Source organism: Candidatus Arthromitus sp. SFB-turkey (assembly GCF_001655775.1).
GTDB lineage: Bacteria > Bacillota > Clostridia > Clostridiales > Clostridiaceae > Dwaynesavagella > Dwaynesavagella gallinarum.
This window is the reverse complement of sequence record NZ_LXFF01000020.1, coordinates 1-17,369: the sequence shown is the minus strand read 5'-3', so window position 1 is coordinate 17,369 and position 17,369 is coordinate 1. Positions and strand designations below refer to the sequence as shown.

The 17,369-nt window shown below is 27.0% G+C and carries 22 protein-coding genes; 4 read left to right on the top strand and 18 right to left on the bottom strand.

All coding sequences use genetic code 11. The features are described from left to right. Window positions 1–223: 223 nt before the first annotated feature. Together A6P36_RS03985 and A6P36_RS03980 are read left to right on the top strand one after the other, a co-directional pair. Complete coding sequence (locus tag A6P36_RS03985) at window positions 224–907, top strand: DUF624 domain-containing protein (protein ID WP_066761244.1); 684 nt, start codon at window positions 224–226, stop codon at window positions 905–907. A gap of 20 nt (window positions 908–927) precedes the next feature. Then, window positions 928–2,226, top strand: coding sequence for a glycoside hydrolase family 125 protein (locus A6P36_RS03980; protein ID WP_066761242.1), 1,299 nt, complete (start codon window positions 928–930; stop codon window positions 2,224–2,226). 12 nt (window positions 2,227–2,238) lie between these two features. Here A6P36_RS03980 and A6P36_RS03975 read toward each other — a convergent pair whose 3' ends face one another. From A6P36_RS03975 to A6P36_RS03955, 7 genes are all read right to left on the bottom strand, one after another. After that, window positions 2,239–4,479, bottom strand: a complete 2,241-nt coding sequence (locus A6P36_RS03975; protein WP_066761240.1) for a glycoside hydrolase family 31 protein — start codon at window positions 4,477–4,479, stop codon at window positions 2,239–2,241. Window positions 4,480–4,590: 111 nt separating this feature from the next. Next, the gene (locus tag A6P36_RS07950; RefSeq protein ID WP_197487218.1) at window positions 4,591–5,061 is read right to left on the bottom strand and encodes a DUF4367 domain-containing protein; all 471 of its coding nucleotides are present in this window, start codon (window positions 5,059–5,061) and stop codon (window positions 4,591–4,593) included. Then, complete coding sequence (locus tag A6P36_RS07945) at window positions 5,030–5,548, bottom strand: hypothetical protein (protein WP_082917608.1); 519 nt, start codon at window positions 5,546–5,548, stop codon at window positions 5,030–5,032. Before A6P36_RS07945 ends, A6P36_RS07950 begins: the two co-directional genes overlap by 32 nt. Next, entirely contained in the window at window positions 5,541–5,885 is a 345-nt protein-coding gene (locus A6P36_RS08365) for a sigma-70 family RNA polymerase sigma factor (protein WP_242861651.1), read from the bottom strand. Before A6P36_RS08365 ends, A6P36_RS07945 begins: the two co-directional genes overlap by 8 nt. Continuing rightward, window positions 5,807–6,094: an RNA polymerase sigma factor gene (locus A6P36_RS08360; protein WP_242861650.1), complete on the bottom strand. Its 288-nt coding sequence runs from the start codon at window positions 6,092–6,094 to the stop codon at window positions 5,807–5,809. Before A6P36_RS08360 ends, A6P36_RS08365 begins: the two co-directional genes overlap by 79 nt. Window positions 6,095–6,288: 194 nt before the next feature. Continuing rightward, on the bottom strand, window positions 6,289–6,969 hold the full coding sequence (locus tag A6P36_RS03960) for a hypothetical protein (protein ID WP_066761238.1): 681 nt from the start codon (window positions 6,967–6,969) through the stop codon (window positions 6,289–6,291). A 40-nt stretch (window positions 6,970–7,009) separates the two neighbouring features. Continuing rightward, entirely contained in the window at window positions 7,010–7,369 is a 360-nt protein-coding gene (locus tag A6P36_RS03955; RefSeq protein ID WP_066761236.1) for a hypothetical protein, read from the bottom strand. 114 nt (window positions 7,370–7,483) lie between these two features. Between A6P36_RS03955 and A6P36_RS03950 the strand changes: the two genes are divergently transcribed. Together A6P36_RS03950 and A6P36_RS03945 are read left to right on the top strand one after the other, a co-directional pair. Further along, entirely contained in the window at window positions 7,484–7,900 is a 417-nt protein-coding gene (locus tag A6P36_RS03950) for a MarR family winged helix-turn-helix transcriptional regulator (protein WP_242861649.1), read from the top strand. Between the two features lie 76 nt (window positions 7,901–7,976). Continuing rightward, window positions 7,977–8,720 carry an ABC transporter permease gene (locus tag A6P36_RS03945; RefSeq protein ID WP_066761232.1) on the top strand — a complete coding sequence of 248 codons (744 nt, stop codon included), beginning with the start codon at window positions 7,977–7,979 and terminating at the stop codon, window positions 8,718–8,720. A 50-nt stretch (window positions 8,721–8,770) separates the two neighbouring features. Here the strand turns inward: A6P36_RS03945 and A6P36_RS03940 are convergent, their stop codons facing one another. The 11 genes from A6P36_RS03940 to A6P36_RS03890 form a co-directional block, all read right to left on the bottom strand. After that, entirely contained in the window at window positions 8,771–9,328 is a 558-nt protein-coding gene (locus A6P36_RS03940; protein ID WP_066761230.1) for a hypothetical protein, read from the bottom strand. A gap of 84 nt (window positions 9,329–9,412) precedes the next feature. Further along, complete coding sequence (locus A6P36_RS03935; RefSeq protein ID WP_066761225.1) at window positions 9,413–9,652, bottom strand: hypothetical protein; 240 nt, start codon at window positions 9,650–9,652, stop codon at window positions 9,413–9,415. Beyond that, window positions 9,636–10,703 carry a baseplate J/gp47 family protein gene (locus A6P36_RS03930; RefSeq protein WP_066761223.1) on the bottom strand — a complete coding sequence of 356 codons (1,068 nt, stop codon included), beginning with the start codon at window positions 10,701–10,703 and terminating at the stop codon, window positions 9,636–9,638. Before A6P36_RS03930 ends, A6P36_RS03935 begins: the two co-directional genes overlap by 17 nt. Continuing rightward, window positions 10,696–11,118, bottom strand: coding sequence for a DUF2634 domain-containing protein (locus A6P36_RS03925; RefSeq protein ID WP_066761220.1), 423 nt, complete (start codon window positions 11,116–11,118; stop codon window positions 10,696–10,698). Before A6P36_RS03925 ends, A6P36_RS03930 begins: the two co-directional genes overlap by 8 nt. Beyond that, entirely contained in the window at window positions 11,115–11,468 is a 354-nt protein-coding gene (locus A6P36_RS03920; protein ID WP_066761218.1) for a DUF2577 family protein, read from the bottom strand. The genes A6P36_RS03925 and A6P36_RS03920 overlap by 4 nt, the downstream gene beginning before the upstream one ends. 14 nt (window positions 11,469–11,482) lie before the next feature. Next, on the bottom strand, window positions 11,483–12,439 hold the full coding sequence (locus tag A6P36_RS03915; protein ID WP_066761216.1) for an XkdQ/YqbQ family protein: 957 nt from the start codon (window positions 12,437–12,439) through the stop codon (window positions 11,483–11,485). Beyond that, window positions 12,436–13,053 carry a LysM peptidoglycan-binding domain-containing protein gene (locus A6P36_RS03910; RefSeq protein WP_066761214.1) on the bottom strand — a complete coding sequence of 206 codons (618 nt, stop codon included), beginning with the start codon at window positions 13,051–13,053 and terminating at the stop codon, window positions 12,436–12,438. The genes A6P36_RS03915 and A6P36_RS03910 overlap by 4 nt, the downstream gene beginning before the upstream one ends. Beyond that, window positions 13,043–15,553: a phage tail tape measure protein gene (locus tag A6P36_RS03905; RefSeq protein WP_066761209.1), complete on the bottom strand. Its 2,511-nt coding sequence runs from the start codon at window positions 15,551–15,553 to the stop codon at window positions 13,043–13,045. The genes A6P36_RS03910 and A6P36_RS03905 overlap by 11 nt, the downstream gene beginning before the upstream one ends. Before the next feature lie 148 nt (window positions 15,554–15,701). Then, entirely contained in the window at window positions 15,702–16,082 is a 381-nt protein-coding gene (locus tag A6P36_RS03900) for a phage tail assembly chaperone (RefSeq protein ID WP_066761207.1), read from the bottom strand. A gap of 12 nt (window positions 16,083–16,094) precedes the next feature. Further along, window positions 16,095–16,544 carry a phage tail tube protein gene (locus A6P36_RS03895; RefSeq protein WP_066761202.1) on the bottom strand — a complete coding sequence of 150 codons (450 nt, stop codon included), beginning with the start codon at window positions 16,542–16,544 and terminating at the stop codon, window positions 16,095–16,097. 12 nt (window positions 16,545–16,556) lie between these two features. After that, on the bottom strand, window positions 16,557–17,369 hold an 813-nt coding region (locus A6P36_RS03890), incomplete at its 5' end, for a phage tail sheath C-terminal domain-containing protein (RefSeq protein WP_066761201.1).

The following is a 17,369-nucleotide window of genomic DNA, read 5'->3' as shown; positions in this document are numbered from 1 at the left end:
TATCATTCCCTCAGAAAAATTTTATCTACCATATACTTCTATTATATAATCATTTAACAATTAATAATATTTATAATTTATAAAATATATTTTTTTAGGATGAATTATATTTTTAATGAAATTTTTTTACATTGTTATAAGAATTTAGTAAATAAAATTTGAATTTATAAAACATTTAAATTATACTGTTGATATTTAAGAAAACATTTTCAGGAGAAATTGTATGTTAAATGAAATTTTTAATTTGGATAAAATTCTAGAAACTTTTAATTACATATTTTGGTTCTTTACTTTAAATCTTTTATTTTGGATTTTTAATATTCCTATAATTTTGTTTTTTATATTTATTGGTATAAGTAATATTTTAACTTATTTCCCTTTGTTTTTAGTTTGTTTGGTTCCTGTCATGCCAACTTTTACTGTAATTTTATATTGCATGAATAAATTATACAAAAACAAAAACATAGAAGTTATTCCGTGTTTTTTGAGAGGATTTAAATTAAATTTTGGGCAAGCTTTATTTGTTTGGTGTGTAGAACTTGTAACAATATTTTTAATCTTCACTAACATTAACTTTTTCTCTGTAGCTGCAAATAGTTTTATTATACCAGCTTTATTTATTTGTTTGCTAATTTTAATATCAGCAATGACTCCGTATTTATTTTTAATAATCAGTAGATTTTCAATAACAAGTTTACAAGTTTTAAGATTAAGTTTTATTTTAACTTTTACAAGACCACTGCTTACAATAACTAATTTATTATTAGTATTAGTTTTCATGGTTTTATTTGAAATAAGTCCAGCAATTATCATATTGTTTATTTCTACACTTCTTGGATTTTGTTTAATTTTTATAAATAGAACTTTATTAAGTGAACTTGAAAACATATCTAAAAATAATAATTAAATTTATTGGGGGATCCAATCATGACAAAATATTCAAACGAAAAATTAGACTTATTTAAAAATACCATCAAAAATTTAGCTGAAGAAATTTCATCTCATATAAAAGATGAAAAATTAAAAAAATTATTTTACAATTGTTTTATCAATACGATAGAGACAACTGTTATATATAACGAAAATGATACGTTTATCATAACTGGAGATATTCCTGCAATGTGGCTGAGAGATTCAACTTCGCAAATTGAACATTATCTTCCATTTATAAATAAATATCCAGTTCTTAAAGAATTTTTTGTAGGATTGATTAATAGACAAGTCAAATGTATTTTAATTGATTCATACGCAAATGCTTTCAATGAAGAAGCTAATGGACAAAAATGGGATAATGATATTACAAAAGATAGTCCTTGGGTTTGGGAAAGAAAATATGAAATTGATTCTCTTTGTTTTCCTGTAAGATTAATTTATAAATATTGGAAAGAATCTGGCGATGAAAATTTTTTCAGCGATGAAATTAAGCAAGCGTTAGAAACAATTTTAAATCTTTGGAAGATTGAACAAAACCATTTTGAAAATTCTGATTATTCTTTTCAAAGGCTAAATTGTTCAGAGACTGACACTTTATGTAACAATGGTTTGGGAAATCCTGTCGCTTATACCGGTATGACTTGGTCAGGATTTAGACCGAGCGACGACGCTTGTAAATATGGATATTTAATTCCATCAAATATGTTTGCAACGGTTGTTCTTTCTTACATGAGTGAAATCTTTGAAAAAATTTATAATGATTTGGATTTGAAAAAGAAAGCTTTAATCCTTCGAGATGAAATTGAAAATGGAATAAATAAATTTGGAATTGTTGAGCATGAAGAGTTTGGAAAAATTTATGCTTACGAAACAGATGGATTTGGAAATTATAATTTTATGGACGATGCAAATGTGCCGAGTCTTCTCTCTATTCCTTACATTGGATACAGAGAAATTCACGATGAAATTTATCAAAACACTAGAAAATTTATTCTAAGCAAAAATAATCCTTATTATTATGAAGGAAGTTTCGCATCAGGAATTGGAAGTCCTCACACTCCACCAGAATATATTTGGCATATTGCTCTTTCAATGCAAGGTTTAACAACTAACAATAAAGATGAAATAAACTCTCTCGTAAAAACTTTGATTCAGTGCGATGGAAATACTGGATTCATGCACGAAGGTTTTCACAAAGATAATCCAAAAAAATTTACTCGTGATTGGTTCGCGTGGTCAAATTCACTATTTGCAGATTTTATATACAAAAAACTGAAAGAGATAGGACAATAAGCCCTATCTCTTCTATTTTATAAAAATAATGTTGCGCTTTTCCTCTTCAATTCCTTGGTGTAAAAACTGCTCACTTATATTTTCGTCCACTTTTCTAATTACTTTAAGATTATATTTCCCTTTTTTATAATCATTTGTTTTTCCATCATCATAATAATAAATTCCCTCGGCATTTTCTCCATAAACTCTAAAAGTTACAGTGTCTGGTCTTTTCTCAGTGTTTAAATATTTTTCTTCATATGTTGGAATGATACTTCCCTCTTTCACAAAAATTAAAATCTCATCAAGTTCACATTTTAATTTATATCTTTGTCCACCTTCAAAAATTTCATTGGTTTTAAAATTGTACCAATTTCCTTCTGGTAAGTAAACAACTTTACTTCTTTCTCCTTTGTATAAAACTGGTGCGATTAAAAGATTACTTCCAAACATAAATTCTTCTTTCATATTAAATACGTTTTCATCTTTTTCAAATTCCATAACAAGAGGTCTAAAAACTGGAAGTCCTTTTGTGTGAGATTCATAAAAATAAGTATAAATGTACGGCAACAATTTATATCTTAATTCAATTGCATCTTTTGAAATTTTCTCAGCTCTTTTTCCAAAACTCCACGGTTCTTGTCTTCTTGTATACATATTTGAATGATTTCTAAAAATTGGGAGAAAAGTTCCAAGTTGCATCCATCTTATAAATAATTCTTCTGTGCAATCTAATCCAAATCCTCCAACATCATTTCCCACAAAAGAGAATCCACTAATTCCAAGATTTGCATTCATAGAAATGGACATTCTCATTTGACTCCACAAACTCATATTATCTCCTGTCCATATTGATGAATATCTTTGTCCTCCTGCATAAGTCCCCCTCGTCATTGAAAATTCACGAATATTTGGACGCAATTCATTTTGAGCTTCATGAGAACATCTACTCATTTCAAAACCATATCTGTTATGAAACTCTTTATGCTCAATAACTCCAAAGTCACTTTCATGCAAACAATTTTCAAGCATAGTTTTATAGTCATTATTAAAGACGCATGGCTCATTCATATCGTTCCATATTCCGTCAATACTATATTTCGATATAAATGATTTAAGCTCTTCTTTCCACCAAGTTCTGCATTTTTCATTTGAAAAATCTGGAAAAGCACTATCCTTTGGCCAAACCGCTCCGATAAAAATTTTCCCATCATAAGTCTTGGTGAAATGATTTCCTTTTAAACCTCTTTGATAAACTCCATAATTTTCATCAACCTTAACTCCTGGATCTAAAATTGTTACGATTTTAATTCCTTTTTGCTTTAGCTCCTCTATAAGCTTATCCACTCCATCAAACTCTGGAGTTTTAAAAGTCATAACTCTAAATCCATCCATATAATCTATGTCCAAATAAATTACATCTATTGGAATTTCTTTCTTCTGAAAATTTTCTACAATTTCCTTAACCTCATCAACATTCATATAACTAAATCTATTTTGTTGATACCCCAAGCTCCATAAAGGAGGCATATCCATCTTACCTGTTAAATCAGAATAACTAGATACAACTTCCTTAATGCTCTCTCCAAGAATGAAATAATAATTAATTTGTCCACCAATCGCTCCAAAAAATATTCTATCTTCAAAGCTCTTTCCCATATCAAAAAAACTACGAAAACTATTATCAAAGAAAATTCCATAAGTTTTGTATTTATTTAATCCTACATAAAATGGAATAGTTTTATAATAAGTTATGGAGTTATCATCAGTTTCAGGATCATCTGTGTTAAAGTTTTCCGTGTAACAACCTTTCTTATTCAAAGCTCCACCTTTTTCACCAAGTCCATAATAAGCATGGCAATCATTGATTTTTGAAATATAAACAGTTCCATCTTCATCTTTAAACGATGGTTGATAATCTTGACAAATTATATTTCCATCTTTATCTTTAAAAACGATTTCATAAGAACTTTTATTTACGCAAGTTAAAATTTTTTCCCCCTTAATAAAAATTTCAGAAGTTGTCTCCTCTATCTCTAAATTTTTATGTTCATCTTTCATTATTACAGCATTTGTTCCAATCTCTTCTTCATAAATATCTCCGATAAAAACTGAAACAATATTTTCATTAATATATCTAATTGTAATTTTTCTACAATTATATAGCACTTCTACTTTGTTATCTTTTAGTGTGAAACCTTCATAAATTAAATTTTTTGATTTGAAAGGTTTAAATTTTTGATTGAGATTTTCTCTATACTTTAATTGTTCCATTGCTATCTCCTAATTTTTTCCTTTAGTCTATCACAAACTAAAATTAATTATAGGAGTTATTATTACAAAAATTAAATTTTTCATATTAAAATATAATTTTTTCATTAACATTTAACTAGTAAAAAAGAGATGCATTATTGCATCTCTTAAATTAAATTTTATTCCATTGAATTTTATCATTTTTGAAAGCTCTTCAACATTTATAGAGTTATTTTCATCTTTATTGCTATTTAAGTATAATTGGTATGTTACACCTTCTGACTCCCAAAATGCAGAATTACCTGTTATAATTACATTTTTGCCATCTATATGCTCTTCCCTTATTTTTTCAATAGTAGCTATACTTTGAGTTGTCTTACTATCTAAAAAGGAAAAAATACTTATTGTTTCACCTAATTTATTCTCATATGTTAAAAATACATCATTACCATTAGACTCACTGCTTCCATCTTTAAATTCAAATCCTTCTGGTAAATAATCAAAGAATTTTATATTACTATTAGCAACTTTTTTTACATTTTCTAAGTCAAATATTTTTTCTTCATTTAATTTAGTTAATTCGGTAAGAAATAGCAAATTCATGACCATCATTTTCTAAATCCTTTACTCCAAAACTTGTAATAAGATTTCCATTTACATCGTAATACTCTTGATGTTCACCATATAAAACTTCATTTCCATCTTTATCAAATAGCTTTCCTTTAAATCCTTGTTGCATAGCTTTAAGTGACATTCCATCAGATAAAGAATTTTTTAATTCATCATCTATATTATATTGAACTATTTCTGTATTACCAACTGAAAACCTTTGAATAATTTCAGAAATCATTTGACTACCATAAGCAGCTCCAGTTCCTACCAAAACTGTTGCCAAAGCTAAAGCAGCAACTTTAGCAGGTTTAAAAATTTTCTTTTTATTTACACAATTATTTTCTAAATTATTATTTGTTTTCAATGTTCCAGTCTCCATTCTATATTTTAATTTATTAAAAATAGTTTGTTTATATCTATCGCTACCTACATCTGCTTTAGATAATAGATCTTCAATTTCTTTGAATTCATTATTCATACTTAAATCCCCCACTAACTAAAAATTTTTTCAATTTCTTTAAACTACGATAGAGAATAATATTTACGTTTGATTCACTTAACCCCATTAATTTTGCAATTTCAACATTCTTAAGTCCTGCTCCATATTTAAACGAAACTATAGAACGTTCTTTTTTATTTAGTCTCTTTAGAGATTTGATTAAATAAGAATTATTTTCTTCTGTAAGTACAAATTCGTCAGGTGATGGTTTCGAAGAAATCATATTAATTGCATAATCTAATGAAAAATGAAATACCTTCTTCTTTTTTCTATAGTAGTCTGTGTTATGGTATTTCTCGCTATAGTAAAAACCCAACTATCACGAGTTAATTCATTTCCTGAAAAACTATTATATTTTGTTATAATTCTTTCAAAAACTTCACTACATAATTCTTCTGCCATATATTGCTCATCTACTCTGTAAAATATATATTTAAAGACACGTTCATAATAAATTTCATAAATGCTGGCAAACTCATCAACCATAATATTATTTTCACATATCTCATGGTTTACATTTTCCATTACCATCTCCCTCTCGAATTCACTTACACAAACCTTTTATAAAAATAATTTTAATTTGTGCAAATTAATCTTCAACGTAATTACAACAATTAAGACGATAAAAATATAAATTCATTACACATTTTTTAAATTTTCTATAAAAAAAAACAGAGCCATTAAAACTTGGCTCTGTATAAATTTTAAAAACTCATTTTCTAAAAAATCCAAAATTCTCCATTAGGCATTTCACATAAATATCCTTCTTCACATGATAAAAATTCTCCGTCCTTGTTAAATTTTACAACATTTTCGTAATATCTATAATTTTCTGTAACCGAACCATTTTCATCTATTCCTTCTTCACTCCATCTCGTAAAATAAAATACATCCCCATCTCTTACAATAAAACTATCCCTTTCAGTAATATTAATTTCTAATTTTTCAGGATAATATAAAACAAATTTTTCTTCTACACCATTTCTATCTGAATTAAAAAGCATCAAAGGATATTTTCCTAATTTTAAATTATATAGATTTAGATCATCAATATTAAAATTATAAATTTCTTCCAAAATATTTTCATCAGGAACGTATTTAATTATAGTTACTTTATTTTCATTAAAATCAGCTTTCAATATAAACAAACTTCCTTTAATAAAAATAATATCACCATAATATATTCCGTATTTAATTTCGTACGGCACATAACTTTTACCCTCTGGATAAGAATATATAACTAATTTATTTCCATTAATTGGTTCATTTAATTCTTTTGATTCTTTAACATCGTAAAAATCTTTATGCTTATCTCCAATAACAGAATAAATCCATTTATCTGTTCCTGGTATATTTGAGTAATCAGAACAACAACCATTCTTTAATTTTTTAAATTTCATTTCAAAACCCTTATGTTAATACAAGATTTATTAATTTTTTTCAATTTCCTTGTTTAACATACTCAATCCATTCTAAATATTTTTTATGATTATATAAGTTTATTGCATCCTTTGCATATTTTAAAGCAATTTCTTCTGAAAATGGTGGTGTTAAAATAACAAAAATATAATAAGAAATCAAATAATTTAAATAGGCTAATTTTTTGTTATCTTTTTCAATTAAAAGTTTGTATTCTAAACAAAATAATAAATTCATTTGTTCTATTGAATTTAACACATCATGTGATAATAAATCATTTTCAACAATAATTTCTATATCTACATTTTCAATTTCTTGTCTTATCTTTTCCGAATACGGATTTTCTTTATCTATCAATATACTTTCAGTAAATTTTTTCATTTATGTATTCCTTTAACTCCTTAATTTTTAATTATTATAAATATTTTTATTGACAAAATAAAGTATTTTAAATATAATCCGTAATATGCTACACATTAAAAGGAGATGGAATTTTTGGAGCATAAAATAGGATATTTATTCAAAGTTATTACTGATAAAATAAAAATAAAAGCAGATGCAGATCTAAAAAAACATGGTTTAACTATTACACAAACTCGTGTGCTAACATTTTTAAATAATAACGGTGGAGAAGCGACACAAAAAGAAATTGAAGAATTTCTACAAGTATCACATCCAACAATAGTCGGTGTAGTTTCTCGCATGGAAAATAACGGTTTCTTAATAACATGGCTTGACCCTTCAGATAGACGTAATAAAATTGTTAAACTTACTGATAAATCAATTTCAGTTGTAAAAGAAATTAAAAGTCTTATTCATTTACATGATAAAAAAATGCTTAATACACTAACACAAGAACAAATTGAAACACTTGAAGAAACATTAAAAATTATTTGTAAAAATTTAGATTAAGGCTGGCATAAAATATCCAGCAAAATTTTTTATCAAAATAGTAGCACGCTACATTAAGTAAAGGAGCTGATAAAATATGCTAAAAATATTAATGAAAAGCTTAAAAGAGCATAAAAAAACTTCATTAATCACAATATTTTTGTCTGTTATAGGTGCAATCTTTGAAATAGTAATACCTTTATGCATGGCAGACTTAATAGATTTTGGAATTAACAATAAAAACATAAATGATGTGATTAAATATGGAACAATTCTACTTATAATTGCGTTATTAGATTTAATTATTGGAATGTTATCAGCACATATAGGTGCAAAAGCATCGACTGGTTTTGCTGCAAATTTACGTCAAGATATGTATGATAATGTTCAAACATTTTCTTTCTCCAATATTGATAAATTTTCTACAGCATCTATTATTACACGTTTAACAACTGATGTTACAAATGTACAAAATGCATATCAAATGTTAATTCGAATAGCGATTCGTGTACCAATAATGATAATTTTTTCAATAATTGTATCATTTCGTATCAATAGTAAAATTTCATTAATTTTTTTAATTATTATACCAATTCTTACTATACTTCTCATTATTATTATTTTAAAAGTTCATCCTATTTTTCAAAAAGTTTTTCGTGATTATGATAATCTTAACAATGTTGTACAAGAAAATTTAAAAGGAATTCGTATTGTAAAATCATTTAATCAGGAAAATTATGAAACCAATAAATTTAAAAAAATATCAAAATACATTTACGAAAATTTTGCTAAAGCTGAACGTTTACTTGCGTTTAATTCTCCTCTCCTGCAAGTACTCTAGTTTGAAATTCAAAGGACTTTCTAGTTAAAATAATATGTTCGTAAAACTCGTTATTCAATACTGCACCTCCTTATTTTCACTCTATTTATAATAATTCCATTAGAACTAAAACTTTTAAATTTACTTTCTTTATTAAAATTAACCTCTCTTATTTTGACTTTATTTAAAACTAATGAGTTAAAATAATCCCTTTCATTTCTAGTATTAAACTTTATATTAATCTCTTTGTTTTTAATCCTGTTAACTAAAGCTCCAACAAAAAAAGGTTTCTGAATTTTTTCAGGAACCACCTTAATATGAGTATTTATTTCTCTTATTTTATTAACTATAATACCTTTACAAAAATTAGTTAAAACTTTATCTGAATAAGGTTTAACATTAATATTTGTATAATTAGTATTTTGAAGTATTAATGCTTTATTAGTATTTTTATATATATCCCTATAAATTTCTAAATTAAATCCAATATGAGCTGGTTTATAACTATGAATTATATCCATAAAATTTAAGAGATTTGCATAACTCATAGGAGTATAAAATTTAATTAAAATTCTATATTCACTTATAAATTCTTCTAATTCTGTTTTAGAATCAAAACTTCTAAGCATAGATAGAAAATTAAAATAATTAGCGTGAATTTTAAGAGAAAACTTTTGGACAACTGAGTTAACCCTCTCTTCTATAGATAAATTCTAGTTTCTAAGCCCTGTAAAATCTTCCCACTTGTTAATACTCTTTTCTGTTACTGTTAATATAGAAAGTTCATTTAGTAATTCTCTGGAATACTTATTTAAATAATAACTCTCAATTATTTCACTACTAAATATTTCCTTTAAGTGTGGAGCTTTTAATATAAACTCTGGTAAGTATGTTTTAAATCTCTCTACAATGTTTATTAATTCCTTTTGCTCATTTTCATTTATATTCTGCATATACTATTTCCTCTAAAATTCCCTTCTCATCAAAATTAAGAGTTATATTTTCCTTAAGTCCATTAACTAATAATTGTTTAAAATCTTTAACACCATAACTTCCAATAACAATTCCTATAATCTCATGATATATAATTACATCTCTAGCCTTTAATAAATACTCGCGTATATTTTCTTCAAGTTTTAATTTAACAATATCTAAGTTATATGTATCTTCTATTTTTAATTCTTCTATTCTTATACTAATTGGTATTTCATCAAAGGTTGTTACTGTTACTGTCGAACCTATAGGAGCTTTTCCTTGTCCATATTTTTCACCTAATGGACAAATATAATCTTGTACTTTTCTAACTAATTCATCATCTAATACACTGCCATATTCTCCACCAACAATTACCTTAACCGTTCCATTCCCATAAAAACAAGGGAAAGCCTTAGCTATTTTAACTCCATCAACTTCTAATGCCCATCTTTCATAATCTGTTACAGTTCCTACTCCTTCTGGGTGAGCAACAATAAAATACAAACGCTTCCTTAAATCTTCATCACTTTCAATATTTTCTCCACCTGATATCTCTTTATTTAACTCAATTAACTTAATATTACTATCTTGTTTAATGAGATTAAAGTTAGGGTTAGATGTATTATACAAAGCTCCTATATTTTCACTTATAACACTACATATTTGATTAATTTTAGTATCTTCTAATGTTATATACTTAAGATTTGTATTGTTGTTAATAATAATTGTATCTTTAGGTATTATATATTCTTCATTATCACCTCTAAATATAACTTCTCCTTTAGCCTTTTCCCCTTGTTTTCTATATACTCCATGCTCCTTACATCTTAAATCTAAAAATTCCCCTTTAGCTGTTTCAACAAACGAAGATAAAAATCCATTTTTAAAGAATATTTGGTTGTTAATTATTTCTACAGCGATTGCAGATACAATATCATTTAATATACTTCCTTCACTTTTATCTAAATCACTTTTTATATTTTTAAATATTCTATCTTTAATCTCTTGTTCTGTCTGAATATCAAACATTAAAACTCACCTCAAAATTTAGAGTTTTATTTATCTTTGTTTCAATCTTTAAACTTAAAAATAGTTTATTATAATCTAACTTATATTCTATAATTGAAACACTTTCTATGTAATTGTTTATAAGAAGTGCTTCTACTACTTCTTTCTTAAAATCTCTCTTAACTTCTTCAGTAAACACCTTTCCTATGAAGTTTTTAATAGATGTTCCATAAGCATTAGAATAAACTAAATATTTAAATCTAGTGGTTTTAATAGTTTTATAAACCCAAACCTTTAAAGCTTCTATTCCTTCTACAATTAAAAATTCATTATTTTTAATTATTGGTTCATCTTTTTCAAAATCTAAAGCTATTTCCTTTAAACTATTTAACTCTAGTTTCTTTGTTTCTCTCCCTTTAATATTTGGAAAAATCATAATACTACCCTATCAAGAACAATAAACTTTTGACCATCTTCTATACTATATAAAACTACTTTATCTCCTACTTTAAGCTTATCTTCTTCATATTTATCTTCTTTAATCTTTGATTCTGTTGTGCAACTACATTCCCCTGTACAAGTTGTTTTACACTCTATATCTGGTATTAATGGTTCAATTAATTTTCTTATTTTATCCGTTAAAATAATATCATCTTCATCTAATAAAATATCGCTTAAAGAAATAGACATTGGATCTAAACTTTTAATTTCTCCAATGTCTATAACATTACTTGTAATTTTAGTATCACTATTTATTTCTTTTGCCAAAGATGAAAAAGCATTCAATAATATTCACCTCTTTATTTTTTATTATTTTCTTTTGATTCTTCTTCTCCTGAACTTTGTTCATCCATTATTTTTTCAAAACTAAGTTCAAGACTTGTTGTATGAGTACTATTTTCAAAAGTGTGAGTATCACTTTTAATATAAAATAATCCTTTAATATTTGTGTCCTTTTCTGTTATGTGAACACACTTTCCAGTAGTCAAAGATAAATCCCCAACACATTCAGCATTTAAAGTTTTTTCTATGTCTTTAAGATTTGATTTATAATCTTCTTGTTCTCCATCTTTAGTTTTTTCAAAACTTAAACTAAGTTTTCCATATAAAGAAATCCAGGAGTCATTTTTAATCTCCTGGACCTTTTCTTGATTTTCATTATAAACAATAACTGCATTTATCATGTTTTGCAAATCTTCAGAATGAGAAACTTTAATAATATTTAATCCTTCTTTTAACTCTACTCCATTTTCTACAAAAGCTTCTTTTATAGTTAGTCCGTTATTATAAGTCATATAATATTTCTTACCTGTTTTCTCACTTGCCATTGTATAAGCTGTTTGAATAATCCCGTATAAATCTACATTTCTAAATTTACGTGTAATAGATACTCCAGTACTTTCAATACCACCTATTTTAATATTAAACTCACTACAAATTTTATTTGTAATACCTTCTGGAGTTTGATTTTTAAAATTATAACTAGCTTGATTTTTCTTCAAATAAATCAACTTATCAAAACAAGTTAAATTCATTTGTCCCCCTTCTGAATCCATATCTTTTTTAAAAATATGATACTCAATACCATTAAACTCTATTATTTCTCCAAGAAATACTTCTCTATATTCTCTGCAATATAGAGTTAATTCGAGAGTTCTAGCTACTTCACTTAAACCGGAATTTAAACTCATTTTTATTCTTAAATTGCTTATATCTATTTTATTTCCATCTCTTTTAACATGGTATATTTTTATCATATTTTAAGCTCCTGACCATCTAGTATAAAATTAGGATTACTTATACCGTTCTTTTCTGCAAGTTCTAAATATTTATTTCCATCTCCATATACTTTTTTAGCTATATTATATAAAGTATCACCTTTCTTAACTATGTAAGTATCACTTTTAGATGTGTTAGATGGTGTTTCATTTGTTCTTTTTTCCTTAATTTCATTTGTACTTTCTATATTCGCTTCTTTATATTCAATTAAACTTAAATCATAATAAATATCACTTGACCCATCACGAGTTCCCCAAATATACTTAACAATTTGAACTCTTGTATCTATATCAAGTCCAAAAATCTTAAAAGGAACTACCTTATTATTTCTTTGTATAGAATGAAAAAATTTATTTATATCCTCAAAAGAATTTACACTTATTGTATATTCTTTTGCATAAGGTGGTTTTCCCTTTGTTGGGTCATAAAAAAAAGAACTCAATTCAAAAGTTCTTACTTTTAAATTTGTAGTTTTAGAAATCTCTCCAAATCCATCAATGGTAACAGAGGACACTTCATTTTCTTCATAAGGATTAATTTCTTTTGGAATTACTGGAAGTCTAAAATTATCAATCCATATTTCATACAACATTTAACTTCATCACCCTTATTTTTTCAGCTATTATTTTAGCTACATTCTCTGCCATTACATTTAAATCTACGCTTCCTCCATTACCTGAATAATTAACATTAACATTTAAATTTATGTTATTACTACTAGTGTTTGTGTTTGTATTTACTAAATTTTGACTGTTATTATTACTTACATTATGATTATTTACACTACTAGCTCCAAAAACTTGGCTAACTACTGTATCATTTGAACTTTTACCATATAAGTTAACTACATGTCCTTTGTTATAAAGTTTATTTTCTTCAGCTGTTAAAACTCTTTCTCCTTTATGTAGTTCTGCTACAAATCCATCATAAGGAACAAAATCAAGACCAGTTTTGTATGAACCTGCAATACTATCTCCAACTTTTACCGTATCTTTCATAGCTTCTGCAACTCGTAAATTTTTGCTTTTTTCCGACCATTCAACGTGTCCAATAGTTTTAATGTTAATTCCTGGTATAGCATTAATTTTATCTATTACCCAGTTAATACCATCAATAATTTTATTTGTTCCCCACTCAACAGTTTCTACAACTCCTTGCCATGCAGCATTTACCTTTTCTCTAAACTCTTCATTTGTTTTATATGCCACAACAAAAGCACCAATTAATGCTCCAATAATAATAATTACAGCAACTATAGGATTAGCTGCTAAAAATGAAAACGCATTAGATAAAGCCCCAACAGTTTTAACAACTCCACCAATACCAGTTATAAGCATGGGGGATGCTACTGCTACTAATCCAAAACTAACAATAACTTTTTGTGCTTCTGGAGATAAACTAGAAAACTTATCTAACACATTACCTAAAAAAACAACTGTATCAGAAAAAACAGGTAATAAATGTTCGGACATTTGAATTCCTAAATGCTCAAGCTTAGCTTTAAAACCTGCTATTTTTCCTTCTGCATTATCTTGCATAGTTTTAGCCATAGTTTCAAGAGCTCCATTAGAATTTCTAATATCATTTGTAAGCCCTTGATATTCTTCATCAAGTCCACTCATAATAGCTTCCATTGTCTTTCCATGTTCTTTTCCTGCTATCATTGATAAATATGTAACTCTTTGTTCTTGGTTCATTCCTTTTAATGAATCTCTTAATTTATAGAACGTTTTTTCAAGTCCAATAAAGTTTCCATTTGAATCAAAAGCCGAAAACCCAAGTTCATTAAGTGCTTTTTGTGCTTGACCTGTTGGAGAGGTTAAATTTGTAAGTATTGCAGAAAGTCCTCTTCCTGCTTCTGAACCTTTTAACCCTCTATTAGCCATAACACCAAGAATTCCAGATAGTTCTGTTATATCTCCACCTAAACTTTTAGATTTTCCACCTGCAACAATAAAAGCTTCCATCATTTGAAGAATTGAAGTGTTCGAAGAAGTTGAAGTTTTAGAAACCTTATCTAAAAAACCTCCCAATTCATTAACTTGAATGCCGAGAGCAGACATACTATCAGTAACAAGATCTGATGTTGTAGCTAAATCTGCTTTTCCTGCTTCAGACATTCTAAGTATTGGTTCAATTCCACCTATAATTTGCTGAGTGTTCCAACCTGCAAGTGCCATATACTCCATGGCATTTGCTGACTCTGTAGCTGATTTAGTTGTTTCTTTCCCCATCTCCATTGCTTTTTCTTTAAGTATTGCCATATCCTCTGCCGTCGCTTTAGAACCAAGTGTTGCTTCTACTGAAGATAGAGCAGATTCAAAATTCATACCAGTTTTAACTGATGCAGTAAATCCCGCCACAACTGGCACTGATACTCCTAAAGTTAATTTCTTTCCTACTCCTTGAATTGTATTTCCTAGTTTATCAAACCCAGAATACTTATTCTTATTATTTTCAAACTTATCATAAAGATTATTTATATTATTGCTTTGCTTCTGCAAGTTAAAAGCATTTTTCAAACCTGAAAATTTTGAATTCTTCCTTGATAACTCATCAAATTTCTTTCCTAATGCTCCTATACTTACATCAAGTTTTGAAACTTCCTTTTGGGCATCTGAAAGTTCTTTCGCATACTTTTTATTTTCTGTTCTTGCTTTACTTAAACTACTTGTCTTTTCTTTTAGTGCTGATTCAACTTGTTTTAATTTACTCTCATATTTAGAAAAGACCTCAGGATTACCTGAAGTCTTTAACTTTTCCATTTCTGATATTAATTTTTGCTTTTTTAATGATAATTCTTGAACCTCTTTTGAAAGACTCTTAACACTCGTTGAAGAAGTTTCTGTTAACTTCTTCCACCCCTCCATAGATTTTTGAGCACTCTTCAAGTCTTCTTTGTTTTTCTCTATAGAACTACTAATATCTCTCAAAGCACTTTGAAGTTCTTTTTTATCTAATTTATAAGATTTATCAATAACAGATTTAACTCCTGTTGCCTCTTTTTTAAAAGTATCTTGCTCTTTCCTGATACTACTTAAAGTACCTGTAAACATATCTTTAAGAGTTATTACTGCATTTAAGTATTTCATACTTCTACACCTTTTCTATTTTCTAGTTCAAAAAGTGCACTAGCTAACATAAATAATTTTTCTTTATAATCTAATGACAACAAATAATCTAAGGTAAAACCCTTTTGTATATAGTAGTGAAGTAAAAATGCGTCATCATTAGACTTAATTAGTTTTTTATATCTTCAACCAATTTTACAGAATTATCTTCATACCCTGAATTTTTTAATAATGTTTTAGCTATATTAGATATCTCTCCTAATGAAAATATTTCGTCTAATATTTCTAATGGTCTAGAAACATTGTATGCTTCATGTAATGTACTATCTTTAATGTTAGGCTCAATAATCGAGTTATAAACTAAATGTAAATCACTTTCATGTGCATTTTCTTTTAATATATCTATGGACTCTAGAATTAATGTGTTATCTGGTTCTTTTGCTTTGATTGTTGCATCTAGTCTTTTTATGTATATTTCTACATATTTATCTCCCTTTTTTTCTCCTGCTTTATTTATTAAATCTTCAAGTTTTAATTTTTTATATTCCATTTTTAACCCTCCCTATGCTATAAGTTCTTGGAATTCTACATCTGATGGAGTAAATCCAAACTTAAGTTCTTCTTCAATTAATTTTTTAGATTCAAAATTCATTATAGTTCCATCAATAAACCAAACATTATTTAATACTACTCTTTCAGCTCCAAAAGAATCTGGATCGTGTAATTTGGTTATTAATTTTGAACGTGGATCTATACCTTGTTTCCAACTCTCTACGAGTTTTTTAAGTGTTCTTGAGTATACTTTTTTAATAGTAAAACTTCCTTCTCCTTTAAGTCCTACAAGCTTTGAATCTACATCAAGAGTTCCACCTTGATTAACATCTTCTCTTTCTGCTGTAACCTTTGCTTCAAACTTTGAAACTTCTAAAATTTTCTCGCCGTCCCACCAAAGCTCCCCCCAAGAACCAGAAATAAACCTTTTTCCTAATAACTTTTTTACGTTCTTATTCATTTAACACAACTCCTAAATATTAAATAAAATTCTAATATCTTCTATGGAATCAACTGGAGTAATACTTCCTGTAACATAAAAATAAGAGCCTGTATTTATCTTTCTAAGCTCTGTTTCACTCATGTTTGAAATTTTATCCTCTGTATATCCTTTATCCCTTAAAACTTGCTTATGAGATTCTAAATCAATATCAACTCTATTTTCTCCATCTCCTAATATTTCTTGATTTTGAAGTTCCTTTAAATATGAATTTATAGTACCTATACAATTCATTTTATTGTCATAAGTATTTGCAATTTTCCCTACATACTCTTTTTTCATAGTCCTATAAATATCATCTTTAACCATATCAAGAATTTCAATGATGCGAATCTTTTTAAATGATTCTTGCTTATCTTTATTTACAGTTGTTAAAGAATTAACTCCCCTACCAATTTTAACTACTCCATCATCTTTAATTAAAATAAGCTTGCCATTATCTATTTCACCATTTGGATTATCAAAAATATTTGTATCCACTATGTCTTTAAGCTCATAGTAAGTAGAAGACATAGAAAAAGGAATGGAAGCTAAAACACTTGCAATTCTTGATACAAATTTTTCTGGAGGATATGTTTTTCCATTTTTATCAGTGCAAGTTGAAACATAATTTATAATTCCTTCGCTATCGCCTTGAGTATTTGGAAGTACTGCTTTAAAAATCTTATTGTTCTTTCTTTGTTCTTTGATAAATGAAGCGATTTTTAAGTTGTCACCATTCTCTCCACTTGGAAAACAAAGATAGTTAAAATTTTCAGTAGATAGTCTTTGAAGTGCTTTATCTAT

What these genes read in the sequence shown, in the direction of transcription:
- A6P36_RS03945 (WP_066761232.1), top strand. Translation starts at nt 7,977, where the DNA reads ATGCTAAAAATATTAATGAAAAGCTTAAAAGAGCATAAAAAAACTTCA.
- A6P36_RS03935 (WP_066761225.1), bottom strand. Translation starts at nt 9,652, where the DNA reads ATGCAGAATATAAATGAAAATGAGCAAAAGGAATTAATAAACATTGTA.
- A6P36_RS03975 (WP_066761240.1), bottom strand. Translation starts at nt 4,479, where the DNA reads ATGGAACAATTAAAGTATAGAGAAAATCTCAATCAAAAATTTAAACCT.
- A6P36_RS03985 (WP_066761244.1), top strand. Translation starts at nt 224, where the DNA reads ATGTTAAATGAAATTTTTAATTTGGATAAAATTCTAGAAACTTTTAAT.
- A6P36_RS03895 (WP_066761202.1), bottom strand. Translation starts at nt 16,544, where the DNA reads ATGAATAAGAACGTAAAAAAGTTATTAGGAAAAAGGTTTATTTCTGGT.
- A6P36_RS03915 (WP_066761216.1), bottom strand. Translation starts at nt 12,439, where the DNA reads ATGATAAAAATATACCATGTTAAAAGAGATGGAAATAAAATAGATATA.
- A6P36_RS03955 (WP_066761236.1), bottom strand. Translation starts at nt 7,369, where the DNA reads ATGAAAAAATTTACTGAAAGTATATTGATAGATAAAGAAAATCCGTAT.
- A6P36_RS08360 (WP_242861650.1), bottom strand. Translation starts at nt 6,094, where the DNA reads ATGGAAAATGTAAACCATGAGATATGTGAAAATAATATTATGGTTGAT.
- A6P36_RS07950 (WP_197487218.1), bottom strand. Translation starts at nt 5,061, where the DNA reads ATGAATTTGCTATTTCTTACCGAATTAACTAAATTAAATGAAGAAAAA.
- A6P36_RS03930 (WP_066761223.1), bottom strand. Translation starts at nt 10,703, where the DNA reads ATGTTTGATATTCAGACAGAACAAGAGATTAAAGATAGAATATTTAAA.
- A6P36_RS03980 (WP_066761242.1), top strand. Translation starts at nt 928, where the DNA reads ATGACAAAATATTCAAACGAAAAATTAGACTTATTTAAAAATACCATC.
- A6P36_RS03940 (WP_066761230.1), bottom strand. Translation starts at nt 9,328, where the DNA reads ATGCTTAGAAGTTTTGATTCTAAAACAGAATTAGAAGAATTTATAAGT.
- A6P36_RS03910 (WP_066761214.1), bottom strand. Translation starts at nt 13,053, where the DNA reads ATGTTGTATGAAATATGGATTGATAATTTTAGACTTCCAGTAATTCCA.
- A6P36_RS03925 (WP_066761220.1), bottom strand. Translation starts at nt 11,118, where the DNA reads ATGATTTTTCCAAATATTAAAGGGAGAGAAACAAAGAAACTAGAGTTA.
- A6P36_RS07945 (WP_082917608.1), bottom strand. Translation starts at nt 5,548, where the DNA reads ATGAATAATGAATTCAAAGAAATTGAAGATCTATTATCTAAAGCAGAT.
- A6P36_RS03900 (WP_066761207.1), bottom strand. Translation starts at nt 16,082, where the DNA reads ATGGAATATAAAAAATTAAAACTTGAAGATTTAATAAATAAAGCAGGA.
- A6P36_RS03905 (WP_066761209.1), bottom strand. Translation starts at nt 15,553, where the DNA reads ATGAAATACTTAAATGCAGTAATAACTCTTAAAGATATGTTTACAGGT.
- A6P36_RS03960 (WP_066761238.1), bottom strand. Translation starts at nt 6,969, where the DNA reads ATGAAATTTAAAAAATTAAAGAATGGTTGTTGTTCTGATTACTCAAAT.